This is a genomic window from Kitasatospora sp. NPDC057738 (assembly GCF_042798815.1).
In the GTDB taxonomy this organism is placed as follows: Bacteria; Actinomycetota; Actinomycetes; order Streptomycetales; family Streptomycetaceae; genus Kitasatospora; species Kitasatospora lactacystinica.
This window is the reverse complement of the sequence record NZ_JBHVJT010000021.1, coordinates 68937-90932: the sequence shown is the minus strand read 5'-3', so window position 1 is coordinate 90932 and position 21996 is coordinate 68937. Positions and strand designations below refer to the sequence as shown.

General features: G+C 73.1%; 18 protein-coding genes and 1 tRNA gene. 15 read left to right on the top strand and 4 right to left on the bottom strand.

From position 1 onward, the window contains the following. Window positions 1–108 precede the first annotated feature (108 nt). Window positions 109–1518: a hypothetical protein gene (locus tag ACFVGO_RS14410; protein WP_380353456.1), complete on the bottom strand. Its 1410-nt coding sequence runs from the start codon at window positions 1516–1518 to the stop codon at window positions 109–111. A gap of 172 nt (window positions 1519–1690) precedes the next feature. On the opposite strand from ACFVGO_RS14410, the gene ACFVGO_RS14405 reads away from it, so the two are divergent. From ACFVGO_RS14405 to ACFVGO_RS14360, 10 genes are all read left to right on the top strand, one after another. After that, a tRNA-Val gene (locus tag ACFVGO_RS14405) sits at window positions 1691–1762 on the top strand. Between the two features lie 178 nt (window positions 1763–1940). After that, window positions 1941–3224 (top strand): restriction endonuclease, encoded by a 1284-nt coding sequence (locus ACFVGO_RS14400; protein WP_380632023.1) that lies wholly within the window; start codon window positions 1941–1943, stop codon window positions 3222–3224. A 267-nt stretch (window positions 3225–3491) separates the two neighbouring features. Next, window positions 3492–4106 (top strand): HAD family hydrolase, encoded by a 615-nt coding sequence (locus ACFVGO_RS14395; RefSeq protein ID WP_380632021.1) that lies wholly within the window; start codon window positions 3492–3494, stop codon window positions 4104–4106. Window positions 4107–4260: 154 nt separating this feature from the next. Next, window positions 4261–4965, top strand: coding sequence for a VIT family protein (locus tag ACFVGO_RS14390; protein ID WP_359907257.1), 705 nt, complete (start codon window positions 4261–4263; stop codon window positions 4963–4965). A gap of 309 nt (window positions 4966–5274) precedes the next feature. Further along, window positions 5275–7821, top strand: a complete 2547-nt coding sequence (locus tag ACFVGO_RS14385) for an ATP-dependent Clp protease ATP-binding subunit (RefSeq protein WP_359907255.1) — start codon at window positions 5275–5277, stop codon at window positions 7819–7821. Between the two features lie 92 nt (window positions 7822–7913). Next, window positions 7914–9170: a sensor histidine kinase gene (locus ACFVGO_RS14380; protein WP_359907252.1), complete on the top strand. Its 1257-nt coding sequence runs from the start codon at window positions 7914–7916 to the stop codon at window positions 9168–9170. Beyond that, entirely contained in the window at window positions 9167–9844 is a 678-nt protein-coding gene (locus ACFVGO_RS14375) for a response regulator transcription factor (RefSeq protein ID WP_359907250.1), read from the top strand. Before ACFVGO_RS14380 ends, ACFVGO_RS14375 begins: the two co-directional genes overlap by 4 nt. A 299-nt stretch (window positions 9845–10143) precedes the next feature. Next, window positions 10144–10455: an SHOCT domain-containing protein gene (locus ACFVGO_RS14370; protein ID WP_380632018.1), complete on the top strand. Its 312-nt coding sequence runs from the start codon at window positions 10144–10146 to the stop codon at window positions 10453–10455. Continuing rightward, window positions 10452–11207 (top strand): ABC transporter ATP-binding protein, encoded by a 756-nt coding sequence (locus ACFVGO_RS14365; protein ID WP_380632016.1) that lies wholly within the window; start codon window positions 10452–10454, stop codon window positions 11205–11207. Before ACFVGO_RS14370 ends, ACFVGO_RS14365 begins: the two co-directional genes overlap by 4 nt. Then, a complete protein-coding gene (locus ACFVGO_RS14360; protein ID WP_380632014.1) occupies window positions 11204–13777 on the top strand; it encodes an ABC transporter permease in 2574 nt (857 codons plus the stop codon). Before ACFVGO_RS14365 ends, ACFVGO_RS14360 begins: the two co-directional genes overlap by 4 nt. Window positions 13778–13847: 70 nt before the next feature. Here the strand turns inward: ACFVGO_RS14360 and ACFVGO_RS14355 are convergent, their stop codons facing one another. The 3 genes from ACFVGO_RS14355 to ACFVGO_RS14345 all read right to left on the bottom strand — a co-directional run bounded on the left by ACFVGO_RS14355 (window position 13848) and on the right by ACFVGO_RS14345 (window position 15634). After that, window positions 13848–14663 carry a metallophosphoesterase family protein gene (locus ACFVGO_RS14355; protein ID WP_380353439.1) on the bottom strand — a complete coding sequence of 272 codons (816 nt, stop codon included), beginning with the start codon at window positions 14661–14663 and terminating at the stop codon, window positions 13848–13850. 347 nt (window positions 14664–15010) lie between these two features. Further along, window positions 15011–15424 (bottom strand): hypothetical protein, encoded by a 414-nt coding sequence (locus ACFVGO_RS14350; RefSeq protein ID WP_380632011.1) that lies wholly within the window; start codon window positions 15422–15424, stop codon window positions 15011–15013. Window positions 15425–15478: 54 nt separating this feature from the next. Continuing rightward, window positions 15479–15634, bottom strand: coding sequence for a hypothetical protein (locus ACFVGO_RS14345; RefSeq protein ID WP_224277104.1), 156 nt, complete (start codon window positions 15632–15634; stop codon window positions 15479–15481). Between the two features lie 120 nt (window positions 15635–15754). Here ACFVGO_RS14345 and ACFVGO_RS14340 point away from each other — a divergent pair, with 120 nt between their 5' ends. The 5 genes from ACFVGO_RS14340 to ACFVGO_RS14320 all read left to right on the top strand — a co-directional run bounded on the left by ACFVGO_RS14340 (window position 15755) and on the right by ACFVGO_RS14320 (window position 21972). After that, window positions 15755–16384, top strand: a complete 630-nt coding sequence (locus tag ACFVGO_RS14340) for a TetR family transcriptional regulator (protein ID WP_380632009.1) — start codon at window positions 15755–15757, stop codon at window positions 16382–16384. Window positions 16385–16805: 421 nt separating this feature from the next. After that, window positions 16806–17660: a serine protease gene (locus ACFVGO_RS14335; protein ID WP_359907230.1), complete on the top strand. Its 855-nt coding sequence runs from the start codon at window positions 16806–16808 to the stop codon at window positions 17658–17660. A gap of 224 nt (window positions 17661–17884) precedes the next feature. Next, entirely contained in the window at window positions 17885–19405 is a 1521-nt protein-coding gene (locus ACFVGO_RS14330; protein WP_359907227.1) for a S28 family serine protease, read from the top strand. A gap of 214 nt (window positions 19406–19619) precedes the next feature. After that, a complete protein-coding gene (locus ACFVGO_RS14325; RefSeq protein ID WP_380632006.1) occupies window positions 19620–20354 on the top strand; it encodes a TetR/AcrR family transcriptional regulator in 735 nt (244 codons plus the stop codon). Continuing rightward, entirely contained in the window at window positions 20338–21972 is a 1635-nt protein-coding gene (locus tag ACFVGO_RS14320; protein WP_380353430.1) for an acyl-CoA dehydrogenase family protein, read from the top strand. Before ACFVGO_RS14325 ends, ACFVGO_RS14320 begins: the two co-directional genes overlap by 17 nt. Window positions 21973–21996: the final 24 nt, after the last annotated feature.

The following is a 21996-nucleotide window of genomic DNA, read 5'->3' as shown; positions in this document are numbered from 1 at the left end:
GCAGCGTACCCAGCGGGGGTGGCTGCCGGGAGCCCTGTTCCGGCGCCACTGGTCCTCCTGGTCCTACCGGTGCCACCGGCGTTCCCGGTCCTACCGGTCCTACCGGTCCTACCGGTGACCGCCGAGGTCCCCGCGGATCAGCTCGATCACCCGCGCCGCCGTGTCCCGCACGCCCGCGAGCTCGGTCAGGAAGTGCCAGTAGTCGGGGTGCCGGCCCGCCGCCTCCAGTGCGGCCACCGCGCGGTCCAGCCGGGCCACCGCCTCGTCCAGCGGGGCGGCGTGCCGCGGGTCCGGCGCGCTGCGCCCGGCCATCGCCAGCCGCTGCGCGTCCCGGATCGCGAAACGGGCGCGCTCGATCTCCCGGTTGGGGTCGTGCTGCACCTCGTTCAGCTGCCGCAGCCGGTCGTTCACCGCGGACACCGAGCCGTCGGCGGTCTCCAGCAGCGCGCGGACCGTCCCGATCGCGGCGGTGGCGTCCGCCCAGCGCTGCTCGTCCCGCGCCCGGGCGGCCTCGGCGAGCTTGCGCTCGGCGGCGCGGCCGGTCTCCGCGACCTGGTCCGACACCCGCTGGAGGTCCTGCCAGCAGGCGGTGCTGAACCGGCGGCGCAGCTCGCTCAGAGCGGGCTCGACCGTCGCGGCCTTGGTCTCCAGTGCCTGGATGCGGGTCCGCAGGCTCGCCACCCGCCGGTCGATCTCCCGCGCCCGCTCCGGCAACTGCCCGGCGTCGGCGGCGATCGCCTCGGCGCGGTGCTTCACGTCGTCCGCGCGCCGCAGGGTGTCCGCGACCCCGTGCCGTGCCGGGCCCTCGTTCAGCCGGCCGAGCTCGGGCGCCAGCTCGGCCAGCCGGGCCGCCAGGTCGTCCGCCCGCAGGCCGGCGCCGCGCGCCTCGTCCAGCGCGGTGGTGGCCGCGAGCAGCGCGCGCTTGGCCTGCTCGACCGCCGGGGTGACCCGCATCAGCTGCTGCTCGGCGTGCTGGACGGTCGGCTGCAGCCGGCGCAGGAAGTCGTTCAGCTCCGCCCGGGCCGAGCCCAGCTGGCCCTTCACGTCCTCCAACTGGCGCTTGGCCTGCGCGGCCGTGCCCGCGTCCAGGGTCTCGCTGTCCAGGTTGTGGGCGTCGAGCGCGGCGAGGTAGTTCACGGTGACCTGGTCGACCCGGCCGGAGATCGCCGCCAGGTCGGCCAGCGCGCGCTGCGCCGCCTGGCCCTCCTCCGCCGCGCGGACCGTCTCCACCGCGAGCTGCACCTCGCGCTGGGTCTCCTCCAGCTCGTAGAACGCCTCCTGGGCCGCCGCCCGGGCCTCCCGGGCCTGTGCCCGTCCGCCCTCACCGCCGCCGCGCCGGCCCCACCAGCCGCCGGTCCCGGCCGAGGCCAGCCCGACCGCCCCCAGCGCACCCGCCAGCACCACCGGCAACACCAACGCGTCGGCCAGCGCACTCCCCGCCCGACGCCGCCCCCGCCCGCTCCCGCCGGCCACCGTCACTGCGCGCTCCCTGCTCCGACCCGCTGATCCGGCCTCCATTCTCCCCGATCCCCCCACCGGCCCGGCACCCCCTCCCACCCCATCCACCTCACGGCCCCGCACCCCGCCGCACCCCCGCCCACCCGCCACCCCACCGGACACCCGGCCCACACCACCTCCCGGGACCAGGTACCCTAGGCACTCGTCGTACGCCCACCGGGCATACGGCAGGGGGCGCGTAGCTCAGTGGTAGAGCGCTGCTCTTACAAAGCAGATGTCGGCGGTTCGAAACCGTCCGCGCCCACAGATGGAGAAGGGCCAGTTCGGAGGCAGCGTCCTCCCGAACTGGCCCTTGATCGTTTCTGTGCTCCTGTTCCGCCGCCCATCGAGGGAGACAGCGGGCCTATTGTCGTACTAGCGTGCCAAGATCGCGGGCAGTCCGGTCTGTTCGTCGAGGGGGCGCTGTGGGACGTTCGTTGCGTGTGGGTGACGTGCTTCGGTACACGGCTTCGAAGGACACGGCACCGGCGACAGTCGACGGGTTCGACAACTTCTACTTCGTCACGGACAGTCCCGGTCAGAAGCGGGCCCTGCTCGAAGCGGGGATCAATGCGATGGCCAAGGTCAAGGCGGACCAGGGGATGCGGCGGCCGGCGGTGATGATCCGGTCGAGTCCGTGGAAGGCAGGATCGGAACAGACGCCGTGGCACGACGTGTTCGACATCGACAACGGGCATGTTCGTTACTTCGGTGACCACAAGCCGGAGACGGCGAAGCCGGTCGGTACCACCACGGGCAACGCGGCATTGCTGGAGGCGTTCGGCTGCCACCAAGCGCCTACGGCTGAGGAGAGGGCCGGTGCAGCGCCGCTGCTGCTGTTCCGGTCGGTGCCGAAGAACGGCAAGGTCAAGGGGCATGTCCAGTTCTGTGGCGTCGCCCTGCTCGAGCGGACGGAGCGCGTGGTCCAGTGGGGTGGGCCGGCGCGGACGACGTTCACCAACTACGCCTTCGATCTTGCGGTGATCGACCTCACTGCGGAGGACGACAAACTGGATTGGGACTGGATCACCGCGCGGCGTGACCCCGATCGGACCGATGCCGAGGTCCTGAAACTGGCGCCCGCGGCATGGCGGGAGTGGGTGAAGCACGGTCACTCGGTGCTGCCGAAGGTGCGCCGGCGAGTGGCACGGTCGCAGGTCGTCAAGGTTCGTGACCAACGGCCGACTCCGGGCAGCTCGGTCGAGGCGGACCTCCAGGCGGTCTACAAGCGGTTCGACAACGACAAGCACGCGTTCGAGGTCTTGGCCGCGGTCGTCGCCGCGAAGGTGATGCGGGCGTCCGGTCACAAGTACAACGAAGGGTGGCTGACCCGTCGGTCGGGGGACGGCGGGGCGGACTTCGTCGGTCGGTTGGATATCGGCAGCGGTCTGGCCGGTACCAAACTGGTCGTTCTGGGGCAGGCGAAGTGCATCAGGCCGGACAGCCTGGTATCTGCCGAGCAGATTGCCAGAGTAGTGGCCAGGCTCAGGCGTGGATGGATCGGCGTGTACGTCACCACCGGCTCCTACTCGGAGCCGGCGCAGTTGGAGATGGTCGAGGACCAGTATCCGGTGGTGCTGATCAACGGGCAGGACCTGATCAAGGAGCTGTACGAAATAGCAGGCCAGGATCACGGCGGCGACCTCATGACATGCGTCGATGCCCTGTTGCACAGTCGCTCACTCGAAGTGTTCAACCGCAGGCCCGAGGAGATCCTTCTCGACTGAGCGGCCGCCTGCGACCGGCTCGCCAGACCGGGTGCTGCGCGACGGTCGGTTGCGGGTGCCGGCGGTGCGATGGCCCGGGGAACAGATGCCGGCGGTTCGAAACCGTCCGGCCCCACCACCACGAGGGCCGGTCCGGGAGGTACCACCTCCCGGACCGGCCCTCGGCCGTTTCCGGGTCCTGGCGGTGCGCCGGGCCTGGGGCCCTTCGCCGGTCGGGGGTGGGGGCTGCCGGGTGGCGGTGGTGGGCCGGGGTGGTAGGGAGGGGGGATGTTGACCAGGGCGTTCGATGCGGTGCTGTGCGATGTGGACGGGGTGATCCGGTTCTTCGACGGGGCCGAGGTGGCGGCGTTGGAGCGGGCGGCGGGGGTGGGTGAGGGGAGTACGGCGGAGGTCGGGTTCGCGCCGGAGAACGACCTGCCGCTGCTGCTGGGGCGGATCGGGAGGGCGGAGTGGGTGGAGTCGATCGCGCGGGGGCTGGCCGGGCGGGTGACGGGCGAGCAGGCGCGGGGGCTGGCGGAGGCGTTCGCGAACTCGCCGTTCCGGGCGGACGAGGCGGTGGTGGGGCTGTTGCGGCAGGTGCGGGAGCACTGCCGGGTGGTGCTGGTGACCAATGCGACGGCGTGGCTGGACGAGGACCTGGTGCTGCTGGGGCTGACGGACCTGGCGGACGCCGTGGTGAACAGCTCCCGGGTGGGCAGTGCCAAGCCGGACCGGCGGATCTACGAGATCGCCGCCGAACGGGCCGGGGTGGTGCCGGAGCGGTGCCTGTTCGTGGACGACCGGCAGGAGAACGTGGACGCGGCGGTGGCGCTGGGCATGACCGGGGTGCGCTACCGGGGACCGGAGGACCTGCGGCGGGCGCTGGCGCCGGTACTGGGGTAGCGGGTCAGCGGGTCAGCAGGTGTCGTGGGGGCCGCCGTTGAGGTGCCGGGTGCCGGGTGCCGGGTGCCGGGGGCGGGGGGTACCGCGGGTGGCGGGGGTGGGGGTGGCGGGCGAGGATCGGGGGGACCGGGCGGACCCCTGAGAGCGGTGGCGGATGGCTGAGCAGGTCGGGGAGTCGCGGGCGGAGCTTTCCTCGCGCTTGAACTGGCTGCGCGCGGCCGTGCTGGGGGCCAATGACGGCGTGGTGTCGACGGCCGGCCTCGTGACGGGTGTGGCGGGTGCGGAGGGCTCCCGGACGGCGCTGCTCGCGGCGGGGGTGGCCGGGCTGCTGGCGGGGGCGATGTCGATGGCGGCGGGCGAGTACGTCTCGGTCAGCACCCAGCGGGACACCGAGCGGGCCGCGTTGGCGCAGGAGCGGCGGGAGCTCGCGGAGGATCCGGAGGGGGAGCTCGACGAGCTGACCGACTACTACCGGGGCAGCGGGCTGGAGGACGGCCTGGCCCGGGAGGTGGCGACGGCGCTGACCGAGCGGGACGCGCTGGCCGCCCACGCGCAGACCGAACTGGGCATCGACCCGGACGTGTTGACCAACCCCTGGGAGGCGGCGCTGGCCAGCGCGGCGGCGTTCACGCTGGGTGCGCTGGTGCCGCTGCTGGCGGTGCTGCTGCCGCCGGAGTCGTGGCGGCTGATGGTGACGGTGGTGGCGGTGGTGGTCGCGCTGACCGTGTCGGGCTGGACGAGCGCCCGGTTGGGCGGGGCGGGGCCGGGGCGGGCGATCATGCGCAATGTCGTGGGCGGGCTGCTGGCGATGGGGGTGACGTACAGCGGCGGTGTGCTGCTGGATCAGGTCATCGGGTGAACGCGCGTTCCCGGCCCCGTGAACGGTTCCGTGTCGGGCCCGCCCGTACGTCCGCCGCCCGTACGTCCGCCCGCCCGCACGACCGGCCGCACGTCCGGCCGCACGTCCGGCCGCACGTCCGTCCGCACGTCCGGCCGCACGTCCGGCCGCACGTCCGTCCGCCCGCATGTCCGCCCGCATGTCCGCCCGCACGACCCGCCCGGCGGCGAGGCCCGGGCTCGCCGGGTGGCGGCGCCGTCCGGCTCGACAGGCGAGGTGCCGCGGCCTGTGTTTGTGTGGCTGCAAACCGCTTGGGAGAGGTGAAGCGCCGTGACCGTGCCCCCGTTCGGATCGAACGATCCGTTCTCCGATCTGCTCAGCCGGTTCTTCGGGATGAGCCCGCTGGCTTCCCCGCCCGCCGTGCAGCGGGTGCCGATCGGGCGGTTGCTCAGCGAGTCCTCGCAGGAGTTGCTCGCGCTGGCCGCGCGGCGGGCGGCCGAGGACGGCTCCAGTGACCTCGACACCGCGCACCTGGCCTGGGCGGCCACCCGGGTGGAACCCTCGCGCCGGATGCTGGAACGGGCCGGTATCGATCCGGACCGGCTCTCCGGGGACCTGGAGCACGCCCTGCCCGCGGGCGATGCCGAGGCGGTGGACGGCCGGCCGGCGCTCACCCCCTCGGCCAAGCGCGCGCTGCTCGCCGCGCACGCCCAGTCGCAGGCGGCGGGCGCCTCGTACATCGGCCCGGAGCACATCCTCGGCGCGCTGCTCGACCAGGAGCGCTCGGGGGCCGGGGTGGCGCTGCGCAACGCGGCGCCCTCGCAGGAGGCGCTGAAGTCGGTGCTGGAGGGGCGCGGCACCGGCGGCGAGCGCAGCAGTACGGGTGCCCGCCCGAGCGAGACGCCGACGCTGGACGAGTACGGGCGCGACCTCACCGAGGAGGCGCGTTCGGGCCGGTTGGACCCGGTGGTGGGGCGGGCCGAGGAGATCGAGCAGACCGTCGAGATCCTCTCCCGGCGGACCAAGAACAATCCGGTGCTGATCGGTGAGCCGGGCGTCGGCAAGACGGCGATCGTCGAGGGCCTGGCCCAGCGGATCGTCTCCGGGGACGTGCCGCAGAGCCTCAGGGAGAAGCGGGTGGTCACCCTCGACCTGACCGCGCTGGTGGCGGGTTCCAAGTACCGGGGCGAGTTCGAGGAGCGGCTGAAGAACGTGATCGACGAGGTCACCGCGGCCGAGAAGAGCGTGATCCTGTTCCTGGACGAGCTGCACACCGTGGTCGGCGCGGGCGGTGGTGGCGAGGGCTCGATGGACGCCGGCAACATCCTCAAACCGGCGCTCGCGCGCGGCGAGTTGAGCGTGGTCGGCGCGACCACGCTGGACGAGTACCGCAAGCACGTGGAGAAGGACGCCGCGCTGGAGCGCCGCTTCCAGCCGGTGCTGGTGCCCGAGCCGAGCGTCGAGGAGACCGTCGAGATCCTCCACGGGCTGCGCGACGCGTACGAGGCGCACCACCAGGTGCGGTTCACCGACGAGGCGCTGGACGCGGCGGCGACGCTCTCCGACCGGTACGTCAGCGACCGTTTCCTGCCCGACAAGGCGATCGACCTGTTGGACCAGGCCGGCGCGCGGGTCCGGCTGCGCAGCCTGAGCGGGTCGACCGAGGCGACCGGGGTGCAGGACCGGATCACCAAGCTGAAGCGGGAGCTGGACGAGGCCGTCGCGGACGAGGAGTTCGTCCGGGCCGCCAACCTGAAGACCGAGCTGCGGCAGACCGAGGACGAACTGGCGGCGATGGCCGAGTCCCGCGAGGAGGTCGTCGATGTGACGGCCGACGACATTGCGCAGGTGCTCTCCTCCCGGACCGGCATCCCGGTCGCGGAGTTGAACGCGACCGAGAAGGAGCGGCTGCTCAAGCTGGAGGAGCACCTGCACGAGAAGGTGATCGGCCAGGACGAGGCGGTCACGGCCGTCGCCCAGGCGGTGCGGCGCGGCCGGGCCGGGATGGGTGACCCGGACCGTCCGACCGGTTCCTTCCTCTTCCTCGGGCCGACCGGCGTCGGCAAGACCGAGCTGGCGAAGGCGTTGGCGGCGCTGCTGTTCGGCGACCCGGACCGGATGATCCGCTTCGACATGAGCGAGTTCCAGGAGAAGCACACCGTCTCCCGGCTGGTCGGCTCCCCGCCCGGGTACGTCGGTTACGAGGAGGCCGGGCAGCTGACCGAGGCGGTGCGCCGCAAGCCGTACAGCGTGCTGCTCTTCGACGAGGTGGAGAAGGCGCACCCGGACGTCTTCAACCTGCTGCTCCAGGTGTTGGACGACGGGCGGCTGACCGACTCCCAGGGGCGTACGGTCGACTTCCGCAACACCGTGGTGATCATGACCAGCAACATCGGCTCCCAGCGGATCCTCGACCATGCGGGGAACGTGGACGAGATCCGTGACGACCTGATGCGCGACCTGAGGCAGCAGTTCCGGCCGGAGTTCCTCAACCGGATCGACGAGGTGATCGTCTTCCACGCGCTCACCCGGAAGGACCTGCTCTCGGTGGTGGACCTGCTGCTGGACCGCAGCCGGCGCCGGCTGCGGGCCCAGGACGTCGAGCTGGACGTCACCGGGACGGCCAAGGAGTACCTGGTCAACCGGGGCTACCAGCCGGAGTTCGGGGCCCGGCCGCTGCGCCGGACGATCCAGTCGGAGTTGGACAACCGGATCTCCAACCTGCTGCTGGACGGTTCGGTGCGGGAGGGGGACACGCTGATCGCGGACGTGAGCGACGGGGAGCTGGTGGTGACGCTGGCGCGGCCGGAGGCGTCGGCGACCTTCGAGGAGGCGGAGGCGAAGGCCCGGGCCGGCTCGGCCGCCGCGGGGGACTGAGGACGACCGGGGCGGGCGTACTCCAGCGGGAGTACGCCCGAACGCCACTGCTGGAGGACGCGCGGGGACGCGTCGCGGTCTAGCTTGTGGGCATGATGCCGCCCACGTCCCCGCCGACCGAGCCGCCCTCGGTGGAGCGGCCACCGGCGCAGCCGCCGGAGGAGCCGCCCGAGCCGTGGCGCCCGCCGTGGGTGCGCGCGGCCAAGGCGGGCTACCCGCTCGGGACGGCCGCGGCGGTCGCGGTGCTCCAGGTGGTCGGCTCGACCTTCGCCGGGCACAACCAGCACGGGCGGGCCCCGCTGGACGCCTTCGGCTACCTCCTGCTGCTGCTCGGGCCGGCGCTGCTGGTGCTGCGCGAGCGCCGGCCGGTCGCGGTGGTGGCCGGCACCTCGGTGGTCACCGCCGGGTACCTGGCCGCCGGGTACCCGTACGGGCCGGCCTTCGTGAGCTGGCTGATCGCCTGCTGCGTGGCGATCGGCTCCGGCCATCGCCGGGCGGCCTGGGCCGGTGCGGGGGGCGTCTACCTGGTGCACCTGCTCGGCACCTTCGTCCTGCCGCAGGGCTGGCAGCGCGCGGCCCCGCCGTCCGGCAGCGTCTGGCTGCAGGAGCTGGGGCTGCTGGCCTGGCTGCTGCTGGTGATGGCGGGGGGCGAGCTGGTCCGGTTCCGGCGCGAGCGGATCGCCGCCCACCGGGCCTACCAGCAGCAGTTGGAGGAGCGCCGGGCCAACGAGGAACGGCTCAGGATGGCCCGGGAGCTGCACGACATCCTGGCGCACAGCCTGTCGCTGATCAGCATCCAGGCCGGGGTCGCGCTGGCGCTGCTCGACCGTCGGCCGGAGGAGGCCCGCGGCGCGCTGGTCACCATCAAGTCGACCAGCAAGGAGGCGCTCGGCGAGGTCCGCCAGGTGCTCGCGACGCTGCGCGGGCCCGGGGCGGCGCCGCGCGGACCGGCCCCGGGGCTGGACCGGCTGGACGAACTCACCGAGCAGGCGGACCGGGTGGGCCTGGCGGCGGAGGTGCAGGAGCGCGGCGAGCGGCGCGCGCTGTCCGCCGCCGTCGACCTCACCGCCTTCCGGATCGTCCAGGAGGCGCTCACCAACGTGGTCCGGCACTCGGCGGCCCGCCAGGCGGTCGTGGTGCTGGACTGGACGGACCCGGCCGTGCTGGTGGTCCGGGTGGAGGACCCGGGGCCGGCGGTGCTCGCGGACGCGGGCGGGTCGGGCAGCGGGCTGGTCGGGATGCGGGAACGCGCGGCGGCGTTCGGTGGCACCATCGCCGCGGGGCCGCTGCCCGACGGCGGCTTCCGGGTCCGGGCGGAGCTGCCGACACCGAAGGCGGAGAGCGATTGATTCGGGTACTGCTGGCGGATGACCAGCTGCTGGTCAGGGCGGGCTTCCGGGCCCTGCTGGACCTCCAGGACGACCTGACGGTGGTCGGCGAGGCGGACGACGGCGAGGCCGCGCTGCGGCTCGCCCGTGAACTCGTCCCGGACGTCGTGCTGATGGACATCCGGATGCCCCGGATGGACGGGCTGGAGGCGACCAGGAGGATCGCCGAGGACCCGGCGCTGTCCCCCGTGCGGGTGGTCGTGCTGACCACCTTCGAGCTGGACGAGTACGTGTTCGAGGCGCTGCGCTCGGGGGCCGCGGGCTTCCTGGTCAAGGACACCGAGCCGGCCGAACTGCTGCGGGCGATCCGGGTCGCCGTCGCGGGGGACGCGCTGCTCTCGCCGGGCGTCACCAGGCGGCTGATCGGCGAGTTCGCCGCCCGGTCGAAGGCGCCCGAGGCCGTGCCGGAGGGGCTCTCGGACATCTCGATGCTGACCGAGCGGGAGCGCGAGGTGCTGGCCCTGGTCGGGATGGGGCTGTCCAACGAGGAGATCGCCCGGCGGCTGGTGGTCAGCCCGCTGACGGCGAAGACGCACGTCAGCCGGGCGATGGTGAAGCTCGGCGTGCGGGACCGGGCGCAACTGGTGGTGCTGGCCTACGAGTCGGGGCTGGTGCGGCCGGGCTGGCTGGGCTGATCCGCTCCTGGCGGTTGCGGTCCATGGGCGGTTGGCCCACGGGTGGTTGGTCCATGGGCGGTTGGTCCACGGGTGGTTGGTCCATGGGCGGTCGCGGTCCACGGGGCGGGTGCGCCGGAGGCGTCGCCGTCGCGCGGCTGCTTCCGGCCCCGCGTGTCGCGGGTGGTTCCTACTCTCCCGGGAGTATCCCAACTGCCGCTGCTGGTAGGACGCGTGATGAGACCTCGCTGCGGGACGCTCCAGTCACCTCGGGAACCACCCGAGGTCCTGGAGGCCCACCACCGAGGAGTTGAACCACCATGTACACCCAGCTGGCCGACTGGCACGGCCCCGGCCCATGGATCCTGCTGATCCCATTGATCTGGATCGCCGTGGTGGTCCTGGTGATCGCGGTGCTGCGCCGCACGGTCTGGCGGCGGCACGGCTGCGGGTTCGGGTACGGGTACGGGGTTGGAACCGGAGCCGGAGCCGGAGCTGCGGCGGAGCATCCGCTGGCCGTCCTGGGCCGGCGCTACGCGGAGGGGGACATCGACGCCGAGGAGTACCGCGCCAAGCGGGCCGTGCTCAGCGAGTCGCCGCGGGACGACGCCAAGGGAGGTGGCGCCAGGTGACCACCCTGGACGTCGTACGGGGCACCGCCGCCCGGGTCGCCGACGCCGTGAAGGGGCACGGCGTCGGCGGCACCGAGGTCCGCGCGCTGGACCACGTGACGGTGGAGTTCCCGGCCGGGCGGTTCACCGCGATCATGGGCCCGTCCGGCTCGGGCAAGTCCACCCTGATGCACTGCGCGGCCGGGCTGGACAGGCTCACCGCCGGCAGCGCCTGGATCGGCGACACCGAACTCGGCCCGCTCAACGACCGGCGGCTCACGCTGCTGCGCCGGGAGCGGATCGGCTTCGTGTTCCAGGCGTTCAACCTGGTGCCCACGCTCACCGTCCTGGAGAACATCACCCTCCCGCTCGACCTGGCCGGGGCCGCCCCGGACCAGGCCTGGCTGGCGACGCTGGTCGACGTGGTCGGACTCGGCGACCGGCTGCGGCACCGTCCGAGCGAGCTCTCCGGCGGCCAGCAGCAGCGGGTCGCGGTGGCCCGGGCGCTGGCCGGGCGGCCCCGGGTGGTCTTCGCCGACGAGCCGACGGGCAACCTCGACTCCCGCAGCGGCGGCGAGGTGCTCGGCCTGTTGCGCCGGGCGGTGGACGAGATGGGCCGGGCCGTGGTCATGGTCACCCACGACCCGACGGCCGCCGGCTGGGCCGACGAGGCGCTCTTCCTCGCCGACGGACGGCTGGTGGACCGGATGCGGCAGCCCACCTCCGCCCTGGTGCTGGACCGGATGAAGGCCTTCGAACGGGGGCGGTCGTGAACGCCGTTCCCCTCCGGCTCAGCCTGCGCTCGCTGCGCGCCCACAAACGGCGGCTGGCCGGCACCCTCCTGTCCATCTTCCTCGGGGTGAGCTTCCTGACCGGCACGATGGTGCTCGGCGACACCCTGCGGGCCAACTTCGACACCCTCTTCGCCGACGCCAACGCCGGCACCGACGTCGTGGTCCGCAGCACCGACGTGCTGGACTCGGCGGGCACGGTCGGCGGGGTGCGGGCACCGGTGGCGGTGACGCTCGCCGACCGGCTGCGCACCGTGCCGGGGGTGGCGGCCGCGGAGCCGTCCGTCCAGGGTGCGGGCCAGCTCATCGGGAGCAACGGCAAGCCGATCGGCGGTCAGGGCCCGCCCACCCTGGCGGGCAACTGGCTGGTCGACGGCCGGCTCAATCCGTACCGGCTGGCCGAGGGCCGGGCGCCGGCCGCCCCGGGCGAGGTGGTGGTGAACCGGGGCGCGGCGAAGTCGGGCGGGCTGCGCGTCGGCTCGACCACCGTGCTGCGCACCCCCGATCCGGTGCCGGTCACCGTCGTCGGCATCGCCACCTTCGGGGCGGACGCGGACGGCATGGGGCCGAGCACCTTCACCGCGATGACCTTCGCGGACGCCGAGCGGTACCTCACGCCCAAGGGAGAGGGGCAGGCCGGCTCGATCCAGGTCCGCGCCGCGGGCGGGGTCTCCCAGCGGGAGCTGGTCGACCGGATCACCCCGCAGCTGCCCGCAGGCGTCCAGGCGATCACCGGCGCGGCGGCCACCCAGGAGTCCACCCAACTGGTGTCCGGGCGGTTCCTGACCATGTTCACCACGCTGCTGCTGGTCTTCGCCGGGATCGCACTGCTGGTGGCGACGTTCACCATCCACAACACCTTCGCCATCGTGGTCGCCCAGCGGACCAGGGAGAACGCGCTGCTGCGGGCACTCGGGGCGGTGCGCGGCCAGGTGCTCGGGGCGACCCTGGCGGAGGCGCTGGCGGTCGGCCTGCTGGCCTCGCTGGGCGGGCTGCTGGGCGGGATCGGGGTGGCCGCCGGACTCAAGGCGCTCTTCTCCGCACTCGGCTTTGCCCTGCCGACCGGCGGCATGGTGATCGGCACGGCCGCCGTCCTGCTGCCGCTGCTGGTCGGCACGCTGGTCGCGGTGGGATCCGCGCTGCTGCCGGCCGTCCGGGCCGGGCGGACGGCTCCGCTCGCGGCCCTGCGGGAGACCGGGGTCGACCGGGCGGCGCAGGGGCGCTCGGGCGCCGTCCGGGTGGTGCTCGGCGGCCTGTTGCTGACCGGGGGAGTGCCGGTGGCCGTCCTCGGGGCGACGGACGGCCCGTCCGTGCTGCTGACGGCCGTCGGGGCCCTGGCGGTACTGGCCGGCATGGTGGTGCTCGGCCCGGTCGCCGCGGCCCTCGCGGTGCGGACGCTGGGCGCGCCGCTGCCCAGGCTGCGCGGGGTCTCCGGGGTGCTCGCCCGGCGCAACGCGGCCCGCAACCCGCGCCGGACGGCGGCCACCGCGAGCGCCCTGATGATCGGGGTCGCGGTGGTCACGCTGTTCACCGTCTTCGGCGCCTCGATCAAGGCCACCCTGGACTCCACGGTGAGCAGGTCCTTCGCGGGCGATCTCGCCGTCACCACCGCCTCGTTCGGGGCCGGCGGCAGCGGGATCAGCCCCAAGGTGGCGGACGCCCTGGCCGCCCTGCCCGAGGTGCGGCAGACGGTCGGGCTCGGCCGTGGCGTGGCCCGGATCGACGGGCATGGCCGGACGCTGGACGTGACCGACCCGGCCCGGTTGTCCGGGATCGTGGACCTCGGCCGGGTCGACGGCTCGCTGGCCGCGCTCGGTACGGACGGGCTGGCGGTCTCCCGCAGCGAGGCGCAGCAGCGCGGCTGGCGCCTCGGACAGTCCGTCACCGTGGGCTTCACCGACGGTGCGAGCGGTCCGTTCACGATCCGTGCCCTGTACGAGGGCGGCAGCCTGGCCGGGGACTACCTGATCACCCGACAGGCCTGGTCCCCGCACCGGGGGCAGGACGCGGACACCATGGTCGCGGTCGGGCTGCGCGACGGCGTGCCGGCCGCCGCGGGCAAGGCGGCGGTGGAACGGGCGCTGGTCCCGTACGGCAGCCCGCAGGTGCAGGACCGCGCCGAGTACGCCAAGAGCGCGGCCTCCGGCGTCGACACGATGCTCTCGGTGGTCTACGCGCTGCTGGCGCTGGCGGTGCTGATCGCGCTGCTGGGCATCACCAACACCCTGACGCTGGCGGTGCACGAGCGGACCAGGGAGCTGGGGCTGCTGCGGGCGGTCGGTCAGAGCGGCGCCCAGCTGCGCGGCATGGTGCGCTGGGAGTCGGTGCTGGTGGCGGCCTTCGGGACGGTCGGCGGTCTGGGGCTCGGAGCCTTCCTCGGCTGGGCCCTGGTGCGGGCCTCGGACAGCGCCGGGACGGGATCGTTCGCGATACCGCCCCTCCAGCTGGCCGTGGTCCTGGTGGCCGGGCTGCTGGCGGGCGCGGTGGCCGGACTCCGCCCGGCGGGCCGGGCGGCGCGGCTGGACATCCTGCGGGCGATCGCGACGGAGTAGGAGGCGGTGGAACGGGACCTGGCAGAGCGGGTGCGGTGGAGAAGGAGGTGGGAGCGGCCGAACCGGATGCTCAGTCCGCCGTCTGCGGGAAGACCTCCCGCAGCAGGGGGTTCGGCAGTCCGCGCTTGCGCCACTCGCGCGGGTAGCCGAGCGAGACCTCCGTGAACGGGACGCCGTCGTAGGTGGTCCGGCGCGGGATGTGGAGGTGGCCGTAGATCATCGCCGCGGTGTTGAACCGGGTGTGCCAGTCGGCGGTCAGCTCGGTCCCGCACCACTGGGCGAACTCGGGGTACCAGAGGACATCGGTGGGCTGGCGGACCAGCGGGTAGTGGTTGACGAAGACCAGCGGGACGTCCGGGTCGCAGGCGGCCAGCCGCTTCTCCGTCAGCCGGACGCGCTCGCGGCACCAGGAGTCGCGGTCCGGGAACGGGTCCGGGTAGAGCATCCGCTCGTCCGCGCAGACGACGCCGGTCTCGTAGGCGGCCGCGAGGGAGGCCTCCTTGGTGGTCGTGCCCGGCGCACGGAAGGTGTAGTCGTAGAGGAGGAAGAGCGGGACGATGCGGACCGGACCGCCGGGGCCCTCCCAGACCGGGTACGGGTCCTCGGGGGTCACCACACCGAGCCGGCGGCAGCGTTCCACCAGGTGCTCGTAGCGGGCCACCCCGCGCAGCTGGACCGGGTCCTCGGGGTGGGTCCACAGCTCGTGGTTGCCGGGCACCCACACCACGCGGGCGAAGCGCTCGGCGAGCAGGCCGAGGGCCCACTCGATGCTGGTGGTGAGCTCGGCGACGTCACCGGCGACGAGCAGCCAGTCGCCGGGATGGGAGGGCTGGAGCTTCTCCACCAGGTCGCGGTTCTCCTGGTAGGAGATGTGCAGATCGCTCACGGCGAGCAGCCGTCCACCCGTTGGGGTGGGTCGTTCCGGCTGTGTGTCGCTGCGGTTCTCCGTAGTCACTCCTGCCCCCTGAGGTCGTCCGGCCGATGGGGCCCACCCTACGGGGCGGGCCGGGGGAACGGGGCGGGTTGACGGGATCAGTCGTTCGAACAGTCGCTCCGGCCGTCGGGATCCGCCGAGTGAGCCGCCACGAGAACCGTCGGCGCATCGCTGGGCGCATCACCGGGTTGATCGCTGGGTTGATCGCTGGGCGCATCAAGGGCGAAGGGTGGATCGGGAACGGAGAGCAGCGAGGGGCGAGTACAGGAGCCAGGAGCGGAAGGGGAGTTGGGCCGGATTCAGGAGCCGATGTCGATGAGCACCCCGTGGGAGGTGACGAGGGTGATGGCGAGGATCGCCAGTGAGGCGATGCCGAGGGCCAGGCCCAGGAGGGCGCGGCCGCGCCGGCTGGTGCCGCGGACCAACGCCAGGGTGGCCAGGGTGATGGCGATCGGCCCGAGGACGATGTTGAACAGCAGCAGACCGGGCAGGCCGAGGAGGAAGGAGGCGATGGCGAGGCCGTCGGCCTCGGCGGTTCCCTGGCGGTTCGGTTCCTGACGGCCGGTTCCCTGGCGGGCAGGTCCCTGACGGTCGGTCGTCCGGCGGATGTCCGCCTGGCGGTCGGTCGCCTGGCCGCGGCTCGCCGGGCGGCTGACGATCCGCCGGACGGTGGCCGGAAGCGAGGCGGCCGGGTGGTCGGTGACGGTGCTCATGGTGCGGGTCCTCTCTGTGGAGTGGCCGCGGGTGCGGTCCGCGGAGCGGCCGGGTCAGCGGTGCCGGAGGCGGGCGATGCCCTCGCGGGCGCCGAAGGCGAGCAGCCAGGCGGTGATGCCGGCGGAGGCGGCGAGGAAGACCGGGAGCGAGGTGTGGGCGGCGGTGCCGATCAGGACACCCATGGCGACCAGGGCGGAGAACAGGATCACGACTGGCTCCTTCGGCTGCGGCTGGGACTGCGCCGATTTCGGTTGACAAGTGTTCACTGACTTCGGTCCCACTGTACGCTCGGCTGGCCAAGTTCAGCAAACGATTGTTTACTGAATGGCGTGAGTCACACCGTTGGGGCCAGGCAGGTCCAGAAGCAGCAGAGTCGGCGGGCCTTGCTGGACGCCGGACTGCACCTGTTGGCCGATCAGAACCTGGCGAGCCTGGGTGTTCGCGAGGTCACCCGCGAGGCGGGGCTCTCCCCGGCCGCCTTCTACCGGCACTTCCCGGACCTCGCGGCCCTCGGGGTGGCACTGGTCGAGGAGTCGTTGGCCAGCCTGCACATCATGATCCGTGCGGTGCTCGCCGAGGCCGGTGGTGCCGAGGAGCTGATCGACCGTGCGGTGGACGTGATCGAACGACACGTCCGCGAGCACCGGGGGCACGTCCGCTTCCTGGCGCGTGAGCGGCACGGCGGGGTCCGGCAGGTGCGGGAGGCGATCGACGCCGAACTCGGCCGCTTCGCCGCCGAAGTGGGAGCCGCCCTGGCGCCGCAGCCGGAGTCACGGGGGTGGGGCGAGCGGGACCTGCGGATGCTCGCCGAGCTGTACGTCGACCACATGGTCTCCACGGCCGCCGCCTTCCTGGAGGCGCTGGAGACGGACCCGGCGCGGGAGCAGAGGATCGCCGCCACCGCGCGCTTCCAGCTGCGCCTGATCAGCCTCGGCCGGGAGCGCTGGCAGGCGGGTTGACCGTACGGGCGCGGCAGTTGACCGGCCGGCGGGGACGCGTGGCCGGCGTGCGGCCGGCCCGCGGTGGGGTGTGGATCCGGCGGCGTTCCGGCCCGGCCGGCCCGCCACCCGGCCCGCCACCCGGCCCGCGACCGGCTCGCGCGGCCCTTGAGCCGGCTGTGGATCCGGCCGCGATTCGGCCTGCGTCCCGGACTGCGTGCCGGTCCGCACCCCCGGTCCGCACCCCCGGTTCGTACTCCGGCCCGCGCTCCGGACCGCGTGCCCAGTCGCGTGCGGAGTCGCGTGCCGAGCGGCGGCGGTAACCGGCCAATGCGTCTTGGGAGGTTCTTGGTGTTGCTTTGACTCTTGACAGTGGGTCATGTCCGCGACAGCTTTGGTGGACCCCCACCCGTGGACCCTCCCCCACACCGAGAGGTCTCTCATGAAGAAGCCGCTCATAGGCACGGTTGCCACACTCCTGGTCGCCGGGGCCACCGCCTTCGTCGGAGCCGTTCCGGCTCAGGCCGCAGCCACGGCCGCCAAGCCCGCCGCCAAGCCTGTCGCCGCCGTCACCTTCGCCGGGACGGTCGCGCTCAGCAACTGCTCCGGCTCGCTGGTGCGGATGCCCGGTTCGGCCGCGAGCGACCCGGCCCTCGTGCTCTCCAACGGCCACTGCCTGGAGACCGGTATGCCCGGTCCGGGCGAGGTCGTCCTCAACCGGTCCTCCAGTCGGAGCTTCACCCTGCTCAACGCGAGCGGCGGCAGCGCGGCCACGCTGCGTGCGACCAAGATCGTCTACGGCGCGATGACCGACACCGACGTGTCGATCTACCAGCTGAACACCACCTACGCGTCGATCCAGTCCCGGTACGGGATAGCCCCGTTGACCCTCGCCGCCACCCACCCGGTCCAGGGCACCTCGATCCGGGTCGTCTCCGGCTACTGGAAGAAGATCTACTCCTGCTCGGTCGACGGCTTCGCCTACCGACTGAAGGAAGCCGACTGGACCTTCAAGGACTCGGTCCGCTACACCTCCACCTGCAACGTGATCGGCGGCACTTCCGGCTCGCCGGTGGTCGACGCCTCGACCGGCCAGGTGGTCGCCGTCAACAACACGATCAACGAGAGCGGCGAGACCTGCACCCTGGACAACCCCTGTGAGGTCGACCAGAACGGTGCCGTGACGGTTCGTCCTGGCATCGGCTACGCCCAGGAGACCTACGGGATCCCGGCCTGCTTCGCCGCCGGCAACCGCTTCGACCTCACCCTCCCCGGCTGCACCCTGCCCCGCCCGTAGGCAGTCAGGACAACCCCGCTGACCAGCACGTTTCTCCCGATGGGCCATCCGCGAACGGCGGGTGGCCCATTCGGCCGTCCATCGGTCGGCCACCGCACCACCTGCACTATCCGTACAACCAGCGCGACCAGCACGACCAGCACGACCAGCACGACCAGCGCGACCCGCGCCGCACGGCCGCACCGGCAGGCGGCATTCATGTCAGTTGAACAGATGGAGAGTTGATGACCACCACCGTGAGAAGGCTGATGGTGTCGGCCCTGCTGATACCGCTGCTCGCGTTCGGCGGCCTGGCGAGCCCGGCGTCCGCCGCCGACAGCCAGGGCGCGCAGGGTGCCCAGGGGGCGCAGGACGGCCAGGGCAACGGGTCCCGCCACGGCCGGAGCCCCGCCGACGACCCGACCGCCGACATCAAGGACCGTCTGGCGGCGATCCCCGGGGTGACCATCACCGAGGAGAAGCCGACCACCACCGGTCACCGCTACTTCATCGCCACGTACACCCAGCCGATCGACCACAACCGCCCCTGGCTGGGCACCTTCCAGCAGCGCTTCAGCCTGCTGCACCGCGGCTACGACCGCCCGACCGTCTTCTACACCAACGGCTACACCCTGGGCACCAACCCGTCCCGCACCGAGCCGACCCGGCTGGTGGACGGCAACCAGGTGTCCATCGAGTACCGGTTCTTCACCCCCTCCCGCCCGAACCCGGCGGACTGGTCCAAGGCCGGCATCCGCCAGGGTGCCGCGGACTCGCACCGGCTGGTGACCGCGCTCAAGCGGATCTACCAGGAGGAGTGGCTGTCCACCGGCGCCAGCAAGGGCGGCATGTCCTCCACCTTCTACCGCCGCTTCTACCCGGACGACGTTGCCGGCACGATCGCCTACGTCGCGCCGAACAACACGAACGTCAACGACTACGCGGCGTACAGCGAGTTCTTCCGGACCGTCGGCACCCCCGAGTGCCGGGCCAGGCTGAACGCCGCCCAGCGTGAGCTGCTGGTGCGCCGCGACCGGCTGGAGGCCCGCTTCGTCGCCGACAACACGGCGGCCGGGTCCACCTTCAACACCCTCGGCACCCCGGACCGTGCGTACGAGGCCGGCGTGCTGGACGTGGTCTGGGCGTTCTGGCAGTACAGCCTGGAGGCCGACTGCGCCAAGGTCCCGGTGGCCGCCACCGCGACCGACGACGAGCTGTACGCCTGGTTCGACTCGCAGTCCGGCATCACCGGCAACAGCGACCAGTCGCTGGCGAAGTACACCGCGTACTACTACCAGGCCGCGACCGAGCTGGGTGCGCCGTTCTTCGACGTCTCGCACCTCAATGGCGTGCTGCACTACGACTACAAGGAGCTCTACTCGGTCCGCAGCTACGTGCCGAAGGAGATCCCGACCGTCTTCAACCCGAACGCGATGCCCGACATCGACCGCTGGGTGAAGCGCGAGGGCGAGCGGATCATGTACGTCTACGGCGGCAACGACCCGTGGGGCGCCAAGCCGTTCCGTCTCGGCCGGGGCAGCGAGGACAGCTACGTCTACACCGTGCCCGGTGGCAACCACGGCTCGAAGATCGAGCAGCTGCCGGCCGCGCAGTCGGCGGAGGCCACCGCCAAGGTGCTGGAGTGGGCGGGCCTGGGTGACCCCGACGCCGCCCGTTCGCTCGCCAAGTCGCCGCAGGCGGGCGCGGAGTTCGGCCCGCTCGACGTCGAGGGCCAGCGGCTGGAGCAGGAGCGCCGCCCGCTGTAGCGCTCGCGCGCAGTAGGCCGCGCCACGAAGCACGAGGAGGAGGCCGCCCCCCGCGTACCAGGGGGCGGCCTCCTCGCGTCGTCCCGGAAGCGCGGACGCGAGGCTGAGACGCGGGGCCGGGAAGCGAGGCTGAGACGCGGGGCGCGAAACGGGGCCCGGGAACGGCCTGGCCGGCCCCCTCCCCGAAGCAGTGAATCAGTGCTTCAATACTTCCATGGCCTACCGACGCACGCCCGCCGTACAAGCCCGCCTGGACGCCCAGCGGGAAGCGGTGCTCCAGTCGGCGGTCGGCCTGCTCGCCGAGCGCGGCTACGGCGGCTGCACGATGGCCGCCGTGGCGGATCGCGCCGGGATCGCCACCGGCAGCCTCTACCAGCACTTCTCCGGCAAGGCCGAGCTGTCGGTGCAGCTCTTCCGGCGGGTGGTCACGCACGAGATCGACGCGGTCAACGCCGCCGTCGCCCTCCGGGACACGCCGCGGCAGCGGATCGCCGCCGTGGTCGAGACCTTCGCCGCCCGTGCCCTGCGCGCGCCCCGGCTGGCGTACGCGCTGCTGGTCGAGCCGGCCGACGCGGTCGTGGACGAGGAGCGCCTGGTCTTCCGGCGGGCGTTCCGGGACGTGATCGCCACCGAGATCGCCGCCGCCGTGGCGAGCGGCGAACTGCCCGAGCAGGATCCGGTGCTGACCGCCGCCGCCCTGGTCGGCGCGGCCGGCGAGGCCCTGGCCGGCCCGCTCGCGGCCGCACCGGTCGCCGCCGCCGGGCCGCCCGAGCGCGGCGACGGCACCACAAGCAGCAGCACCACCACCAGCAGCACCACCCAAAGCAGCAGTACCACCACCAGCAGCACCGCCGGCGGCGCCATCAGGAGCGACAGCGCCGCGGTGGTCCCCGCCCTGGTCTCCTTCACCCTGCGTGCCCTGGGAGGACGCGATGACAGCGACGCATGAGGTCACCAACCAGGTGCCCCTGCCGTACGGCCACGACACCGCCGCCGACCCCACCCTGCTCGACGCCCTCCGGCGGGCCGACGCCGGCTGGGCCGAGCCCGAGCTGCGCGAGTTGGGCCGGCTGGCCGGTTCCGAGCAGGCCGCCGAGTGGGGCCGGCTGGCCAACGAGAACCCGCCGGTGCTGCGCACCCACGACCGCTTCGGCCACCGCATCGACGAGGTCGAGTTCCACCCGGCCTGGCACGAGCTGATGCGCACCGCCGTCTCGTACGGCCTGCACGCCGCGCCCTGGCGCGACGAGCGCCCCGGTGCCCACTCCGCCCGTGCCGCCAGGTTCTTCGTCTGGGGCCAGGTCGAGGCCGGTCACACCTGCCCGGTCTCGATGACCTACGCCGCCGTCCCGGCGCTGCGCGCCAACCCGGCGCTGGCCGCCGAGCTGGAGCCGCTGCTGGCCGCGCGGGAGTACGACTTCGGGCTGCGCGAGCCGCGCACCAAGCGCGGGCTGATCGCCGGCATGTCGATGACGGAGAAGCAGGGCGGCTCGGACGTCCGCACCAACACCACCACCGCCGTTCCGCACGCCGACGGTACCTACCGGCTCACCGGCCACAAGTGGTTCACCTCGGCGCCGATGTCCGACCTCTTCCTGACCCTCGCCCAGGCCCCGGGCGGCCTCAGCTGCTTCGTGCTGCCGCGCGTCCTGCCGGACGGCAGCCGCAACCGCCTCCAGCTGATGCGGCTCAAGGACAAGCTCGGCAACAAGTCCAACGCCTCGGCCGAGCTGGAGTACGACGGCGCGGTCGGCCTGCTGGTCGGCGAGGAGGGCCGGGGCGTCCCGACCATCATCGAGATGGTCAACATGACCCGGCTGGACTGCACCATCGGCGCGGCCTCCGGCATGCGCTACGGCGCCACCCGGGCGGTCCACCACGCCCTGCACCGGCGGGCGTTCGGCAAGGCGCTGGTCGACCAACCGCTGATGCGCAACGTGCTCGCCGACCTGGTGGTGGAGTCCGAGGCGGCCACGATCACGGCCATGCGGCTCGCCCGGGCCACCGACCTGACCCTCGCCGGGGACGGGAACGAGGCGCTGGTCCGGCGGCTGGGCCTCGCGGTGGCCAAGTACTGGGTGTGCAAGCGCGGTCCGGCGCACTCCGCCGAGGCGCTGGAGTGCCTGGGCGGCAACGGCTACGTCGAGGAGTCCGGGATGCCCCGGCTCTACCGGGAGGCGCCGCTGGTGTCGATCTGGGAGGGCTCCGGCAACGTCGCCGCCCTGGACGCGCTGCGTGCCATGGCCAAGCGTCCGGAGAGCGTCGAGGCCTTCCTGGGCGAACTCGACGCCGCGGCGGGCGCGGACCGCCGGCTGGACGCGGCCGTCGCCGCGCTGCGCAAGGAGCTGACCGACCTGGGCGACCTGGAGTACCGCACCCGCCGGCTGGTCGAGTCGATGGCGCTGGCGTTCCAGGGCTCGCTGCTGGTCCGGTACGGCAGCCCGGCGGTGGCCGACGCGTTCTGCGCGAGCCGGCTGGGCGGCGACCACGGCGCGGCCTTCGGCACCCTGCCGGCCGGGGTCGACACCGCGGCGATCATCGACCGCGCCCGCCCGGTGATCGTGTGAGCGGTCAGGACCGGGCAAGCGACC

Coding starts and splice junctions, on each gene's coding strand:
- ACFVGO_RS14330 (WP_359907227.1), top strand. CDS start 17,885: ATGACCACCACCGTGAGAAGGCTGATGGTGTCGGCCCTGCTGATACCG.
- ACFVGO_RS14320 (WP_380353430.1), top strand. CDS start 20,338: ATGACAGCGACGCATGAGGTCACCAACCAGGTGCCCCTGCCGTACGGC.
- ACFVGO_RS14390 (WP_359907257.1), top strand. CDS start 4,261: ATGGCTGAGCAGGTCGGGGAGTCGCGGGCGGAGCTTTCCTCGCGCTTG.
- ACFVGO_RS14395 (WP_380632021.1), top strand. CDS start 3,492: ATGTTGACCAGGGCGTTCGATGCGGTGCTGTGCGATGTGGACGGGGTG.
- ACFVGO_RS14350 (WP_380632011.1), bottom strand. CDS start 15,424: ATGAGCACCGTCACCGACCACCCGGCCGCCTCGCTTCCGGCCACCGTC.
- ACFVGO_RS14335 (WP_359907230.1), top strand. CDS start 16,806: ATGAAGAAGCCGCTCATAGGCACGGTTGCCACACTCCTGGTCGCCGGG.
- ACFVGO_RS14370 (WP_380632018.1), top strand. CDS start 10,144: ATGTACACCCAGCTGGCCGACTGGCACGGCCCCGGCCCATGGATCCTG.
- ACFVGO_RS14380 (WP_359907252.1), top strand. CDS start 7,914: ATGATGCCGCCCACGTCCCCGCCGACCGAGCCGCCCTCGGTGGAGCGG.
- ACFVGO_RS14410 (WP_380353456.1), bottom strand. CDS start 1,518: ATGGAGGCCGGATCAGCGGGTCGGAGCAGGGAGCGCGCAGTGACGGTG.
- ACFVGO_RS14325 (WP_380632006.1), top strand. CDS start 19,620: ATGGCCTACCGACGCACGCCCGCCGTACAAGCCCGCCTGGACGCCCAG.